Genomic DNA, 15,713 nt, shown 5'->3' on the forward strand with positions numbered 1-15,713 from the left:
CCAATAACCAATAACCAGTAACGCTTATATTTCATCATCCGCATCGATGACAGGCTTATTAAGGACTCTCGGGAATATGAAAACATAATGTACACCCTCACCAACGTTTGAGCTAAAGTGGAGCTTGCCCATTAACTTTTGCGTCGCAAGATTAAAAACAAGATTTAGGCCTAACCCAGAACCTCCTCGGCCTCTTTTGGTTGTGAAAAATGGCTCGAAAATTTTATGGTGTAATTTCTGCTCAACGCCACAGCCATTATCTTTATAGTCTAAGATAATATCTTCATCTTGTTGATAAAAGCTGATGACGATAGTTGGATTTGGTGTATTACTAAAAGCATGATTAATACTATTCATCACTAAATTCGAAACAATTTGTGTGAGTACCCCAGGCAAACTATTCATCATTAGACGTTCATCACCTTCAAGTTGCGGAACGACAGGAACTTTCCTTGTCTCTGGATGAAGGCTGGCAATCAGAGCACTTAACACTTGGTAAATAGAGAATTGGCTTCGGCTTTCGGAGACTTGGTCGACGGCGGTTTGTTTGAAATCTCTGATGAGCTTTGCCGCTCTATTCAAATTATTTTCCAACATCGTATTGGTGTCATTTAATCTCTGCATCAGTTCTGAAAACTGCTGGCTGGTTAGGGTTTGGTTAGCAAAAGCGTCATTTAATTCTTTGGTTGTTTCAATGATAACTGAGCTTGCTGTAACGGCGATGCCGAGTGGCGTGTTCACCTCATGCGCCACACCAGCCACCAACCCCCCGAGAGCAGCCAGTTTTTCAGATTCAATCAATTGATTTTGAGTCGCTTTTAACTGCTCTATACTATTTTCTAGATCGAGTGTCCGCTTCGCGACTTCACTCTCTAGGTTTTGGTTTAGTGTCTGGAGCTCGAGTTGAGCGAGTTTTAATTCAGTGATATTAATCGCAGTTCCTCGATAGCCGAGAAACTCTGTTTTGTTGTAACGAGCAACTGCCTGAAACATTAAATATTGTGGATGACCATTAACAGTAATGGTTTCCTCACACATCGAAAATGAACATTGTTGTTCTATAAGTTTTGGTAACGTGTTGAAGCTTTTTAGTGATTCAATTTCTGAAATCATTAGTTTGCTGTTTTCAGGAATATCTAAAGCTTGTCGCATTGCTTCAGAAATAAACACTAATTTCATCTTCGAGTCAGTCTCCCATAGCCAATCCGAAGAGACATTAGTAAAGTCAGCTAAGCGCTCTTGCTCATGTTTTATATTGTTATATAAGAGAGTGACGTTGTGAGTTATTTTGTTGGTTTCATCGGCTAGCCAAGTGAGTTCATCGATTTTTCCCATTATCCAAGCAGTATGGGGAAGTGTTAATGGTTCGGGTGGATGCCTAGGATTGTATTTTCTTAAATACTGAGCAATTAAAAAAACTCTTCGATTCACACTTATATGAAATATCATCAAAATAACACAGCAAATAAATGTGGTTTTGAGAGCATTAATGACCAATATAATTAAAAACTGTCTAATTAACTGGTTGTATATTTCTTGTGCATTCGATTCCACATAAATATCACCAATCTTTACAGGTGCTTCCGCTTGGGGGGATTGGTAGAAAATAGGATATTGATTTGAGACTCGCTCTCCAGTGACTTTTTCCCCAGCACTGAATTTGTAATTGTCAGAAGTGATCTCAAGGTAATCAATTTTAGGCAGATTAACTAAACCGTCTAAACGTTGCTGGAGAAGCCGTAAGTCATAATGCCATAGTGAACTTGCAAGTAACTCTGCATGGACGGATTCGATTTCACGATGACGCTGGGCGACTTCATTGAACTCTCGGTCATAGTCAAAATAAGTCTGTGTCAGTGTGGTCATCAATGTCACTGCGCCACTCAGAACCACGAGGAAAAAAATAATTCTGCGCCCGATGCGGCTGGAGAACGGGTTACGGCTATTGATACTGAATGTTTGATCTCTACTCATCCTGAGCCTCGTTGTTTTTGGTGCCCCATCCATTGTGAAGAAGTATTAGCGTTAATGCGGCCAGCCACTCCAAGTCGTTTCGTCGTAGTCTGAGGATGGTAGCGACTTCTATAACAAAAGCTTAGTACATAATCGCTAATCGCAATGCGTTGAGTCAGCGACAAGTGATATGACATGGTGAGGCTGAACGTGAATGTTAAGCCGTGTCGGTGTTGAGGGAGAACATCAACTACACTTGCTATACCCTTCCCACTGTAAACAGCAGCGGTTGGTTGGCTACGCGAGTGCACCTCAATCGCATAGAATCTATGTACTGTGAATGGACTCACTACAGCTTGCCTGTCACTCCCAGTGGTTTGGGAATCAAAAACGCGGAGGAAGCCATATGCGTTGGTGGGGAGTTTTATTGTGGTTATTGAGTGGCCAAGCATGGACAGCCAATGTGTTGGTGATTCAAAGTTATCACTCGGGTTATGCTTGGGATGCAGCCTACACAACAGGATTGAAAGAAGGGATTAACACCCAACATCAATTACATTTTTTTGAAATGAATACTAAACGGATTCCCGCTCGAGAATACAGCGTGGCCGCCGAGCGTGCATTTCAAGCTTATCAGCAATTGAAACCTGATTTGGTGGTATTGGGCGATGACAATGCGCTCTATTACCTGTTACCTAAGCTGTATAACGAACCCATCTCGATTGTTTTCCTTGGGATTAATGCCAATCCAAGAGCGTTGTTGGATGAGTATTCGGGAATTGCTCAAGTGACGGGCATCTTAGAGCAACCCTTGTTTGTAAAAAACATGGCTGAAATCGGTCGTCTATTACCAAAAGAAAAACACCGAGTTCTCGTGTTATTTGATTCAGGGAATACCTCAAAAATTGCCTTGGATTATATGCAAGATCAATACAAGCTGATTAAGGAAAACTTGGGGATAGAGGCGGATATTCGTTCTATTAAGAGTGAACAAGAATGGAAACATGCGGTTGAGTACGCGAATCAAGAAGGTTTTGGAGCCATAGTGGTGGGTTTGTATCAAACCCTTGTCAATATTGATGGGCTACATGTCTCACCCGAAAATATTATGAGTTGGACGAATCAACATTCTCAACTGCCGCTGTTTGGTTTTTGGGATTTCTCCATCGGCAAAGGTAAAGCCGCGGGTGGGGTTGCGTTATTTGGATTAGAGCAGGGACAAATGGCTGCCGAGCTAGTGACGCGTATTTTGGATAAGCAAGAGCTTGCCAAATATATTCCGATCCAAATAAATCGCCAAGGTAGAGGCCTTTATCAGCCAGAAGAGTTTGCGCGCTGGGGGTTAACGCCGCCGAAAGATTGGACACCTATCGATGAATAAGCGCTGCACTTAGTTTATAAGTCGAAGGTGTGTTGTAGATAAAAACACCGCCCATAAAGGGCGGTGTGAGAAAGAACTTAGGCTTCAACAGGTTCTTGCTGCCAACGTTTCTGGCGTAGGTTGAAGGCACAAAACAGTACAAACCATACACTGCTGGCGGCCAAACCGGCCCAAACGGAGTGCAATAAGCCCATCGCCAAATAACCCAGTAGTGCGCCCATTGCTGCGCTGATCGCGTAAGGAAGCTGAGTCACGACATGGTCAATATGATGGCTACCCGCACCGGTTGCTGACAAGATGCTGGTGCTGGAAATCGGTGAGGCGTGATCGCCAAACACTGCGCCGGCTAATACGGCGGAGAGAGTCGGTAGCATTAGGCTGATGTCTGATGCCGCAGCGATATCACCCGCGAGTGGCAGCATAATCCCAAAGGTGCCCCAACTGGTGCCAGTGGCGAATGCCATTAAGCAAGAAAGTACAAACACCAAGGCGGGGAGCAGTTCAACCGGTAGATTGCCTTGAGTCAGAGACGCGAGATAAATGCCGGTTTGTAGATCGCGCACCACACCACCAATCGTCCAAGCAAACAGCAGAATGATGATTGCTGGCATCATCGCCATAACCCCTTTGGGTGCCGTGGATAGCCACGTTTGCGCCGAGAGTTTTAAGCGCAGTGACAGAATTATCGAGACCGCCAAGCTACACAGCGCCGCATAAACCAGTGATTGAGCCACATTGGTATTTTCGAGTGCGCCAATCAAAGAGAACGCCTCACCGTTAGCAGCTAAGACGGCGTTACCGGTTTGGATCATGAAAATCAAGGTGGTGATGGTCAGTACTGCGATGGGCAACACCATATCAATCATGGTACCACGAGCGGTTTCTCCACCTTCCATATCTAAGCCCGCAGGGCGGCCTTTGCTTTCGTCCCACAATTTACCTTCACGAGCCCACGCTTCGTGTTGGCGCATGGGGCCAATATCCATCGGCAGGAAAATCACCGCGAGCACCATAAGCAGGGTAAAAACGGCGTACAGATTCATCGGGATCATCTGTACAAATGCTGAAATCGCACTGATTTCCGTCATTTCGTGTGCCGCTAAAATGCCGCCAATGAGAGCGATGATGTAAGCGCCCCAAGAGGAAATCGGTGTAATCACACACACGGGAGCTGCGGTAGAGTCGAGCAAATAGGCGAGTTTCGCGCGCGAGATTTGGAAGCGATCCGTTACTGGGCGGCAAATCGCACCCACAGACAGGCTATGGAAAAAGTCGTCAATGAAAAAAGCAAATACCATCAAACCCGTCAGAGCTTTTGCACTGCGGCGATCTTTGCATTTGCGCTCAGCCCATACCGCGAAAGCACGCGTTGCGCCTGAGGCCGTCATTAAGCTTATCAAACCACCCAGCAGCAGCATAAACAGCAGCATATTGATGTTATCGCTGTTGGCTGCACCTTCTGCCCAAAACAGACCGCTGATCTTTCCAAACAGGTATTGTACTGTACTCAGCGGGGAAAAATGGTTAAGCATAACCGCACCAGCAACAATGCCAGCGCCTAAAGAGAGTAATACTCGGCGTGTGGTAATCGCGAGCAGCACCGCGAGTAGCGGTGGGATGACCGAGTAAATCGAGTCAGAATAAGGGGCTAAATTCATGGATCTCACATCACCTTTTCAGGTGGAGATCTACCAGCAGGATAAAAAACACATTTCAGCGAAATAACACTTCTTATCCTTCAAGGTAGCGCTCCATAGACAACACACTATGGCAGTCCGGCATTTGTTCAATGCTGGCCCAGCGAACGTTGATGACGCAACGATCACTTCGGCGCTGTACCCTTTAACCAGTCATCATCGGGGTCAACCTACGACTGGCGACTCATGAACAGCGCGCCTCTACTTAAAGGAACTTGTGCCCGTTGAAGAGCTAGACTCAAAAACTGTGACACACGACGTATATTACTGCCTTTTCAGGTGACGACAAGATTTAATTTCCCCATTTCTGCAGTGAAATTGATCTCATCCGGTATATTCGCTAAAGGGTCAGAATTTTCTCACCTCAGATCGCAATCGGCATCTCATCTGACGGTGGCTGTTTGGTGTAAACGCGTTTAAGTCCCCACAACGCCAGTACTGACATCAGAAGCATAATAATACCGAGTGGTAGTTGATCGGAGGCTGGGAACATGGCGGCAAACAGCGTAGCCAGACCTGCCCCTAAATTTTGCATGCCACCTAAAATTGCACCGCCCGTTCCCGCGTGATAAGGGAAAGGAGAAAGTGCACCTGTGGTAGCGGCTGGGAATAAAATGCCGGCCCCTAAGAAGTAAATGGTTGCGCCGCCAATCAGTGATAAGGCCGTGGTCATACCCAATAAGCCGGGCAGCATAATGACCAGTGAGCCCGTTAAGATCGCGAGTAAGCCGATATACATAGCGGTTTTTTCACGCCAGTGGCGAGCAATCACGTTAGAGAGCCAAGCGCCCGCCAAATAACCGGGGATGGGTAATACAAACAGCAAACTTACGGTCGTCGCAGGTAGTCCTAATACACCGCCTAATAACACGCCAGCCGCCGCTTCGAACACGGCTAAACCTGCAAAGGTCGCGACAAGACAGATTAAGTAACCTTGGAAGCGGCGATCCGACAGCACGTAATGATAACTGCGTAGCACGGGCTCTTTTTTACGCGCTGTCGCTGGCAAGGTTTCTACCATGCTCGTCATCATGGTGATCACTACGGCGATGGCAAAGAGTGACAGAAACAAATAGCTTGAACGCCAACCAAAACTTTCGGTTAAGTAGCCACCTAAGACCGGCGCGACCAACGGTGAGAAAATCAGGCACATACTGATTAAGCTGTTGACTTTATGCAGCTCTGCCCCTTCGAAACAGTCACGAGAGAGCGTACGAGACATCGCGCCACCACAACCAATACCAAGACCTTGTACAAAACTACCGATCAAAAACCATGAGTACTGATGGGCGAAGAGCGCAATCAAAGAACCGATAATGTAGATCGCCAATCCAGCAATAATGATCGGTTTGCGACCAATACGATCAGAAAGGGGACCGTAGACAAATTGCGACAAGCCGTAAGGGATCAGGTAGCACGCCATCACAGCTTGCAGCGCTGCTGGTGAAACCAAAAACTCTTGCGCCATGTAACCAATAGAAGGCACATACATGGTTTGTGTCGCTTGGCCGACAGCAGCCAGAATAGCGATAAAGAAGGTCAGTTTTGCGACAGAAAGTGAGGCAGACATCGTTATCTCCAGATAAAAACAATATCTTATTAAAATCATCTAATGAAAATTCTTGAAAGAGCTTAGCTCTCGGCGCGAGATGTTATTGCTGTAGGCCTTATCTAGCAAACGATTATTGCTGTTTTGCTCACGATAAATATCTATGGCTTTGATTATTTTTTCTAATGCAAATTTTGGTTTTATTGTGCCTTGAACCAAAACTCAAGGCAGACTATGATAAATGAGAATTAATATCATAAAGATGCCGTAAACATGTTGTCACTTGCTGTACCACTACTTTTCATGAGTTTGCTCGGATTTAAATTAAAACTGCCTTATGGGTTGTTGATTGGATTAATCATACTGACGCTATTGTTAGGCTGGCTTGGTAACGTCAGCTTATTGCCAGTGTTGGTGGTGCTGTTCTTTATGTCTCCGCTCTTGCTGGCAACAAAACGAGCGCAATGGCAGAGCATATTGTTCGGTGTTGGTTGCTTGTTGCCCCAACTAGTGCAATTCGTGATGTTAAATCAGCGATGATTGACCTTGTATGCCAATGTTCTTTATTGAATTTCTCATTTGAGCTGAGGTTTATTATCACTGCATGAGTGAGGATAGAACTTAGCTCTATCCTCAGAGGGCAAAGAATTTTACAGCGGAAATTGTGCCATTTCGGTGGCCAAAATCTGCTCTGCAAGATAGTGATGAATCGCAGTGGTGGGATGAGTCACTTCCCAAAACACAAAGCGATCTGAGCCTTGCTTGGCGCACTCCGCAGAGAGTGAATGTGACAATAGGTAATCGGCGGCAGAGTTGCGTCGAATATCTAAGCAAGGGGAGTTCGCGTTGGCAAATCCATGTTGCTCTGGCTGAGTAGTGATACTGTCAAACAGGGTATAAGCATCAAACAGTACGATGCGAATACCTTGCATTTGGTAGTAACGTGCTTGCTCACGGATAAAGGCATTCATGCCGATGATTTTGCTGCGTACAGTATCAATTTGTTCTTGTGTGGCATATTGAAACTGTGGCGCGCGCGTTGCGTCCGGCAAGGTCATTAGGACAAGATTTTTTGCTCCCGCATCAATAAGACGGATCAGCGCAGAACTATAATCGGCTTTCACCTCTGCCAAGGAACGGTTGTAGTTCATAAAGTCGTTCAAACCAAATTCCAAGGTAAACAAGCTGTTTTCTGGCTGATAGTTTTTAGCCAGTCGCATATAAGACAGATAAGAGCTGACCTGCTCGTAAACGCCCGTTAATGCCACATACTGGTTACGCCCTGCCGCGCCACCGACGGCCCAGTTATACAGAGGTACATTCAAACCTTGTGCTAGGTATTCAGTCCAGACGAATCCATTCGAGAAATGGCCTAGGAACCATGAGTCAGGGTTGGGGAAGCGCCACTGTGAGGCATTGAAAATGTTGCCTGTATCGGAAAGGCTATCGCCAAACGCGATCACTTTGCTGATGCGGTTGGACTGAACCTCCGGATCATTGCTCCAAATGGTGTGGTTGTATGAAAAGCGATGATCGGCTGCGAAATAGGTAATATCGGCAAACTCGTGGTTAACACCAAGCGTCTCTTCACAGCGTTCTAACAGGGTTTCTGGCTGAACTGTCGTGTAAAACATGTTTTTTTGTCGAATACTCGACCACCAATAACCTTGGATAGTGTAATAGCTACCATCCGCATTCTTTGCCCACTCCCAAGTGGTGTAGGGGTCATCATGAGTGGCTGCAGGACGATACCAACAACGTACATAGGTATAGGTTTGTTTACCTTGCACTTGTTGAATTTGCGCGCGGCTAAGCACTTCTACCTCAGGAGGAGCCCATGGTTCAGTGGCTGCATTAACCGATAAGCTAGCTAAGCCAGCGATTAGGATAGAGAGTCTTTTTTTCATCGTTTACTTCTTATCATTGAGTAATCAGAGTGAGGATCTGGTCAGATCACTTTTTATTGTGGATGACACATTCATTTCGTCAATGAAAGGTGGGGTTTTATTCTCTAGCTTTGGGAGTAAGATCAACCTCATGTTGATGAAAATATCTATAGCACTATTTTTGGGTAATAGTACAAATTGAAATATTAAATCTCTGTAATCTCTAAAATTAATCTTGATATTCTTGTCAATAGATTAACTCAGTCTAAATTAGTTCAATTTAAATTAGAGTCATTCAATGATGTAAATATCAGGGATTATTATTTTAGGAAGAAATTATTTTACGGTAAATAAAAAGTCTTTAGAGGGTGAAATCTGTGATCTGCTGTGAATTTTTTATTTTACCGTATTTTACATTTAGAAATATAAGTGATATTTCAGTAAGTATGTGGTGGCAGAAATTATATATACCAAAACTCCTTGGAGTTGCAGGTAGTCGGCAAGAGAGCGAATCCCAACGAGCATAGATAAACTGTGTGATTGGGGTGCATGAATGTAGCCAACACCACTGCCGTTTCAAGTAGGAAGGGGATATATATTTCTGCTAAAAGGATACGCGGTAAGCCGTAGCAGTACAGCCACACGCAAACTCAAGGATGACGAGGGTAACCCATGAGACACATTCAAAATGGGTATGTTCTAATTACTTGAAAATATAAGAATATTACTCAATTCGACTCAGAATATAGAAGATGGTTTATTAGCAACTATTAATTTGGGTGTTTGGTATATTTCTCGTTATTTCAGTAATTTGAGTATAAGTCACTTTGTTTGGAAATCTCTCTTGTAATAACACAAAAAATAACAGAATCAGTGAGGTTTATATGCCAAAACTCAATCGTTGCGCAATCGCGATATTCACGATATTAAGTGCAATATCCAGTCCAACCCTGTTGGCAAATATCAATGAACCAAGTGGTGAAGCGGCGGATATTATTAGTCAAGTCGCTGATAGTCATGCAATAAAATATTATAATGCTGCTGATTGGCAAGCAGAAGACAACGCATTACCGAGCTTAGCTGAGCTGCGCGATTTGGTGATTAACCAGCAAAAACGCGTTTTGGTTGATTTCAGTCAGATCAGTGATGCTGAAGGTCAAGCAGAGATGCAAGCCCAATTCAGAAAGGCTTATGGGGTGGGTTTTGCTAATCAATTTATTGTCATCACTGAACATAAAGGGGAACTGCTGTTTACACCTTTTGATCGGACGGAAGAGATTGATCCGGCTTTGTTAGAGGCACCACGCACTGCGCGCTTGTTAGGTCGTTCAGGCTTTGCAAGTCCAGCACCGGCAAACAGCGAGACAAATACCTTACCGCATGTCGCTTTCTACATCAGTGTCAACCGTGCAATCAGCGATGAAGAATGTACCTTCAACAACTCTTGGTTGTGGAAAAACGAAAAGGGCAGTCGTCCGTTCTGTAAAGATGCCAATATCTCATTGATTTATCGGGTTAACCTAGAGCGTTCATTGCAATACGGCATTGTGGGTTCCGCGACACCGGATGCCAAAATTGTGCGTATCAGCTTAGATGATGACAGCACGGGAGCCGGCATTCATCTGAATGATCAACTCGGTTATCGTCAGTTTGGAGCCAGTTATACGACGTTAGATGCCTATTTCCGTGAGTGGTCAACCGATGCGATTGCCCAAGATTATCGCTTCGTGTTTAACGCATCGAACAATAAAGCGCAGATCCTGAAAACCTTTCCTGTCGATAACATTAACGAGAAATTTGAGCGCAAAGAGGTTTCAGGTTTTGAGCTTGGGGTGACTGGTGGGGTTGAAGTCAGTGGAGATGGCCCGAAAGCTAAACTCGAGGCGAGAGCAAGTTATACCCAGAGTCGCTGGTTAACCTACAACACACAAGACTATCGTATTGAGCGTAATGCGAAGAATGCGCAAGCGGTTAGCTTTACATGGAATCGTCAACAATACGCGACAGCAGAATCGCTACTCAATCGTTCGACCGATGCTTTGTGGGTGAATACTTACCCGGTAGACGTGAACCGTATTAGCCCACTGAGTTACGCGAGTTTTGTGCCGAAAATGGATGTGATTTATAAAGCCTCTGCCACAGAGACAGGCAGTACGGATTTTATCATCGACTCTTCGGTCAATATCCGCCCAATCTATAATGGTGCTTATAAGCACTACTATGTGGTCGGTGCTCATCAGTCCTATCATGGCTTTGAAGATACCCCACGTCGTAGAATCACGAAATCGGCAAGCTTTACGGTCGATTGGGATCACCCAGTGTTCACGGGTGGCCGCCCGGTCAACCTACAACTTGCCAGCTTTAACAACCGCTGTATTCAAGTCGATGCCCAAGGTCGCTTGACGGCCAATACGTGCGATAGCCAGCAGTCAGCGCAATCGTTCATCTATGATCAGCTTGGTCGTTATGTGAGTGCGAGTAACACTAAGCTCTGTCTTGATGGTGCGGCATTAGACGCGTTGCAAACCTGTAACCAAAACCTGACTCAGCGTTGGGAGTGGCGTAAAGGCACAGATGAATTGACCAATGTCTACAGCGGCGAGTCGCTTGGACATGACAAACAAACCGGTGAGCTTGGTTTGTATGCGAGCAGCAACGATGCAATAAGTTTACGTACCATCACCGCTTATACCGATGTGTTTAATGCGCAAGAAAGTTCGCCGATTCTGGGTTACACACAAGGGAAAATGAATCAGCAGCGTGTGGGACAAGATCATCGTTTGTATGTGCGAGCGGGTGCTGCGATTGATGCATTAGGATCCGCCTCCGATTTATTGGTTGGTGGCAATGGTGGTAGCTTGAGTTCAGTGGATCTGTCCGGCGTGAAATCCATCACGGCAACCTCTGGTGATTTCCAATATGGCGGTCAGCAGTTGGTGGCGCTGACATTCACCTACCAAGATGGACGTCAGCAAACGGTAGGCTCGAAAGCGTATGTCACCAATGCTCATGAAGATCGTTTCGATTTACCGGATGCCGCTAAGATCACTCAACTGAAAATTTGGGCTGACGATTGGTTGGTGAAAGGGGTTCAATTTGATTTGAACTAAAAATAAACGTTAAAGATGGAAGCATGCCCTGAAATTTCAGGGCATTTAATGCACTTAATGTTTTTTATTTACTTATTGGTCGACTTAACAATTCAGAAACATAATAATTTTGCCATACTACTCCAAAGGTTGATTTTCTTTGGGTGATCAGCCTGCCCTTTCACATTAGGGTAAACATACGCAATAACAATATAAGGCGCGATCCACGCGCTTTTGATGTTTGTCGATGTTCCTACACCCTGACATATCGGCAAACACGATAACTTCTGAACGATAGGTACGAGACATGATCATCAATAAATTTTCTCTGAAATGGATGCTCGCAATTGCAGTGGCGATCCCTGCGATTGCGCTGCTGTTTGTGGCTTTCACCAGTCTAAACACCATGTCAGTGATGCAAGCGCAGTCCAACAGCTTGTACGCCAACACGGCTGCACCAATGCGCGCCATGGCAGAGGCGACGTCGCGTATTCCTCGGATGCGGGTTGGAATTGATATGATGTTGCTACAAGAGACTGCGCTCAAAGATGCGAAAGGGGTTCTCAAACGAGTCGAAGAGGCAAGAACCGAAGATATCCCAGAAATGCGTCAAGCAATGCAAGTTGCGGTTGATTCTCAGGTTAATCCGGAACTCAAAGAGCAGGCACGCAAACTTCAAGCTCGTTTTGAACAAATGGTGCGTGAAGAGTTAGAGCCTATGCTGCAAGCCTTCGCCAATAACGATATGACCACGGCGCAAAACATTTACCGCGATAAATACGCACCGACCTATGGTGAAATGCGCAAACAAGCTAACCAGATCCTCGATACGCTTTTGCAGCAAGCGGAGCAGCAAAACCATGCCAGTGTGGAAAGTTTCGAAGCAGGACGCACCAAGCAAATGGTGATCATTGCAGCAGGCTTGATCATTTCATTCATCACTTCACTGGTCATCATAACGAACTTACGTAGCCGAGTGGCTTACCTGAAAGATCGTATGAGTTCTGCGGCGGCGAATCTTTCACTGCGTACTCGATTGGAGTTGGATGGTAACGATGAACTGTGTGACATCGGTAAAAGCTTCAATGCGTTCATTGATAAAGTGCATCACTCGATTGAAGAAGTGGCAGAAAACTCAAAAGAGCTGGCGACGATGGCCTCTAGTGTGTCGCAGCGCGCGCACATGACGCAATCTAACTGTGCTTCGCAGCGAGATAGAACAGTGCAAGTTGCGACGGCGATCCATGAGCTTGGTGCCACCGTATCCGAAATCGCTTCCAATGCGGCCATGGCTGCCGATGTCGCGAAGCAAGCGACACTGCATTCTGGTGAAGGGAAAAAAGTGGTAGGCGAAGTGCAAAATCGGATCCAAACACTGGTCAATGAACTCGATAATGCCACTCAAGTTGTCTCATCACTGGCGACCCAAATTAACGGTATTAGCTCAACACTTGATACCATTCGCAGTATTTCTGAGCAAACGAACCTATTGGCGCTCAACGCTGCGATTGAAGCTGCGCGAGCTGGTGAACAAGGTCGTGGTTTTGCGGTGGTGGCGGATGAAGTTCGCACATTAGCAAGTCGTTCAGCGGCATCGACGGAAGAGATCCAGCAAGTCATTAATCGCCTTCAAACGGAGTCAACTCGCGCAGTAGAAGCAATGGAAAAAGGTCGCTCGCAAAGTGATGTAGTGGTTGAGTTTTCCGCTAAAGCGAACCAATCTCTCACAGAGATCAACAGCCAAATTGATCAGATTAATGATCAAAATATTCAAGTTGCGACCGCGACAGAGGAACAATCAACCGTGGTGGAAGACATTAATCGCAACGTTGAAGACATCAATCAACTGACGACAGAAACCTCGCATGTTGCGGATGAGTTAAGCCGAGCCAGTGCAAGCTTGCAACGTCTCTCTTCGCAACTGGATAAACTGGTGGGCAGTTTTGAACTTTAACCAATGACTACGCTAAGCAAGCATTCATGTCGCTTGCTGATGACGTTGATATTCTATTTCTCACTAAGCGGCCTTTCTAGGCCGCTTTTTTATCGCTCTTCGCCTTTTTTATGTTGCCTCAACCAAAGTTGGGGCTGTACACATTGTGTGTTAATGAAATGTTATTAATTTTATGTTTTGTTCACATTTTGACCTTTTGAGATTCGGAAATCCGCCACTTCTCTTCTAGCTTAATTAACGGTAAGAGGTCTGACTTCTACCGAGTAATGACCCTGTTTTCAGTTAATGAGACTCACGCCACTTCGTGTGATTCCAAGACTGAAGACAAGAACGAGAAGGAATATCCCTTGAATAAAATCATTATATTAATCGCTCTCTCACTGTTTTCTTCCTTAATCTGGGCCGGAACCAGTGCTCACGCGTTATCGCAACAAGGCTATACCCAAACCCGTTATCCGATTGTCTTAGTTCATGGTCTATTTGGCTTCGACACCTTGGCGGGGATGGATTACTTTCACGGCATTCCACAATCACTGACCCGAGATGGCGCTCAAGTGTATGTGGCACAGGTTTCAGCGACCAACAGCTCTGAGCGCCGAGGTGAGCAGTTGTTGGCTCAGGTGGAATCGCTACTGGCGGTAACCGGAGCGAAAAAAGTGAACTTGATTGGCCATAGTCATGGTGGCCCCACCATTCGCTATGTGGCATCAGTGCGTCCGGATTTAGTCGCCTCAGTGACCAGTATTGGCGGGGTTCATAAAGGCTCTGCCGTTGCCGACTTAGTGCGTGGTGTGATTCCATCGGGTTCCGTGAGTGAGCAGGTAGCGGTTGGGTTAACCCAAGGCTTGGTGGCTTTGATTGATCTGCTCTCTGGCGGAAAAGCGCATCCACAAGATCCCCTTGCTTCGCTAGCGGCGCTCACCACCGAAGGATCGCTGAAATTCAATCAGTATTATCCTGAAGGTGTTCCGACATCAGCGTGTGGAGAGGGGGCGTACCAAGTGAATGGGGTGCGTTACTACTCATGGAGTGGCGCAGCGACCGTCACCAATATTCTTGATCCAAGCGATGTGGCGATGGGGTTGATTGGGTTGGTCTTTAATGAGCCGAATGATGGCTTGGTCGCAACCTGCAGTACTCATCTTGGCAAAGTGATCCGTGATGACTACCGGATGAACCATTTGGATGAGATCAACGGTCTGCTTGGTATTCACTCCCTGTTTGAAACCGATCCGGTAACGTTATATCGCCAGCATGCGAACCGTCTCAAACAAGCTGGATTGTAGGAGCTTGCCATGAAAAAAATCGCATGGAGTTTGGGAATTGTGGTGACCATAGGGGCACTCTGTGCGATTGTTTGGTCATCTTGGTATCCCTCTCAGCCTTTAGTGACCACGCCATCGCAGGCGGATATACAAGCAGATCAATCGAGTCCGCGCGATCTCTTGGAATATTTTCTCTCAGGCTTGGGTGAAACGTCTTTACCCGTGATTCAGCAGCAAGTGCAGCGTTATGAGCAGGAAAGCCAAGGCTTGCTCATTGATAGCAGTCTGTTTGCACAATATGTGCAGTATAAAGCGGCGTTATCTGAGCTGACGCTGCCGCAAGCCAGCGGGGGGCTCTCGACCCAAGAGTGGTGGCAATTGCACCAAAGCTTGTTAGATCTGCAAGCTCGTTATTTTTCTGCTGAGCAGCAAGCGCTGTTTGCGGAGGAGAATCGGCTGCGCGAATTGGCGATCGAAAAGCGCCGAATTTATGAGCAGTATGGGCAAAGTGAAGAGGCGCAGCGAGCTTGGCAAGCGCTGTTGCTCGACCAGCCCGATTTTATTCAGCGCAGTGAGGCGACAGCGCAGCTATTGCCGCAGTTAACTCAAGCGGGGCAGGGGGATGCGCAGCAACGCTATTTGGCTCGCGTTGCCTTGGTGGGTGAGCAAGGGGCGCAGCGTTTAGCGGAGCTCGATGATTCCCGTGCGACGTTTGAACAGCAGTTTCAGGACTATTATCAAGCGCGGGCCGCTATATTAGTTCGCAACGAGCTCTCGGCCAGTGAGCAGCAAACCCAAATTCAGCAGTTACGAGAGCAGCACTTTGCGCCTGAGCAGTGGCGGCGTATTGATGCGTTAGAGCGGCTGAAAGATAACGGAGAATAAGGCTTTTTGCATTGGCATGAGCCTTAAAAAAAGGGGCACCCGAAGGTGCCCAAA

At 46.1% G+C, this 15,713-nt stretch carries 10 protein-coding genes and 1 riboswitch; of the genes, 6 read left to right on the forward strand and 4 right to left on the reverse strand.

Annotation, left to right across the window (positions count from 1 at the left end):
• Window positions 1–24: 24 nt before the first annotated feature.
• Complete coding sequence (locus GOU96_RS10885; protein WP_170826473.1) at window positions 25–1,974, reverse strand: ATP-binding protein; 1,950 nt, start codon at window positions 1,972–1,974, stop codon at window positions 25–27.
• Window positions 1,975–2,359: 385 nt separating this feature from the next.
• Between GOU96_RS10885 and GOU96_RS10890 the strand changes: the two genes are divergently transcribed.
• The gene (locus tag GOU96_RS10890) at window positions 2,360–3,334 is read left to right on the forward strand and encodes an ABC transporter substrate-binding protein (RefSeq protein ID WP_001267865.1); all 975 of its coding nucleotides are present in this window, start codon (window positions 2,360–2,362) and stop codon (window positions 3,332–3,334) included.
• 77 nt (window positions 3,335–3,411) lie between these two features.
• Here GOU96_RS10890 and GOU96_RS10895 read toward each other — a convergent pair whose 3' ends face one another.
• Entirely contained in the window at window positions 3,412–4,992 is a 1,581-nt protein-coding gene (locus GOU96_RS10895; protein ID WP_162810901.1) for a Na+/H+ antiporter NhaC family protein, read from the reverse strand.
• Between the two features lie 78 nt (window positions 4,993–5,070).
• A riboswitch (Lysine riboswitch) is annotated at window positions 5,071–5,243 on the reverse strand.
• A 152-nt stretch (window positions 5,244–5,395) separates the two neighbouring features.
• Window positions 5,396–6,601, reverse strand: coding sequence for a multidrug efflux MFS transporter EmrD (emrD, locus tag GOU96_RS10900; RefSeq protein WP_181725319.1), 1,206 nt, complete (start codon window positions 6,599–6,601; stop codon window positions 5,396–5,398).
• A gap of 252 nt (window positions 6,602–6,853) precedes the next feature.
• Between emrD and GOU96_RS10905 the strand changes: the two genes are divergently transcribed.
• Window positions 6,854–7,120, forward strand: coding sequence for a hypothetical protein (locus GOU96_RS10905; RefSeq protein WP_267782715.1), 267 nt, complete (start codon window positions 6,854–6,856; stop codon window positions 7,118–7,120).
• 110 nt (window positions 7,121–7,230) lie between these two features.
• On the opposite strand, the gene GOU96_RS10910 is transcribed toward GOU96_RS10905, so the two are convergent.
• Entirely contained in the window at window positions 7,231–8,487 is a 1,257-nt protein-coding gene (locus GOU96_RS10910; protein WP_095463257.1) for an SGNH/GDSL hydrolase family protein, read from the reverse strand.
• A gap of 863 nt (window positions 8,488–9,350) precedes the next feature.
• Between GOU96_RS10910 and hlyA the strand changes: the two genes are divergently transcribed.
• The 4 genes from hlyA (at window position 9,351) to GOU96_RS10930 (ending at window position 15,659) form a co-directional block, all read left to right on the forward strand.
• A complete protein-coding gene (hlyA, locus tag GOU96_RS10915) occupies window positions 9,351–11,576 on the forward strand; it encodes a cytolysin VCC (protein ID WP_076007916.1) in 2,226 nt (741 codons plus the stop codon).
• Window positions 11,577–11,862: 286 nt separating this feature from the next.
• The gene (locus GOU96_RS10920; RefSeq protein WP_000586206.1) at window positions 11,863–13,509 is read left to right on the forward strand and encodes a methyl-accepting chemotaxis protein; all 1,647 of its coding nucleotides are present in this window, start codon (window positions 11,863–11,865) and stop codon (window positions 13,507–13,509) included.
• Between the two features lie 347 nt (window positions 13,510–13,856).
• Window positions 13,857–14,795 (forward strand): lipase family alpha/beta hydrolase, encoded by a 939-nt coding sequence (locus GOU96_RS10925; protein ID WP_001033420.1) that lies wholly within the window; start codon window positions 13,857–13,859, stop codon window positions 14,793–14,795.
• A gap of 9 nt (window positions 14,796–14,804) precedes the next feature.
• Window positions 14,805–15,659: a lipase secretion chaperone gene (locus tag GOU96_RS10930; RefSeq protein WP_076007917.1), complete on the forward strand. Its 855-nt coding sequence runs from the start codon at window positions 14,805–14,807 to the stop codon at window positions 15,657–15,659.
• Window positions 15,660–15,713 lie beyond the last annotated feature (54 nt).

This window comes from Vibrio sp. R-1 (assembly GCF_035615595.1).
GTDB lineage: Bacteria > Pseudomonadota > Gammaproteobacteria > Enterobacterales > Vibrionaceae > Vibrio > Vibrio cholerae.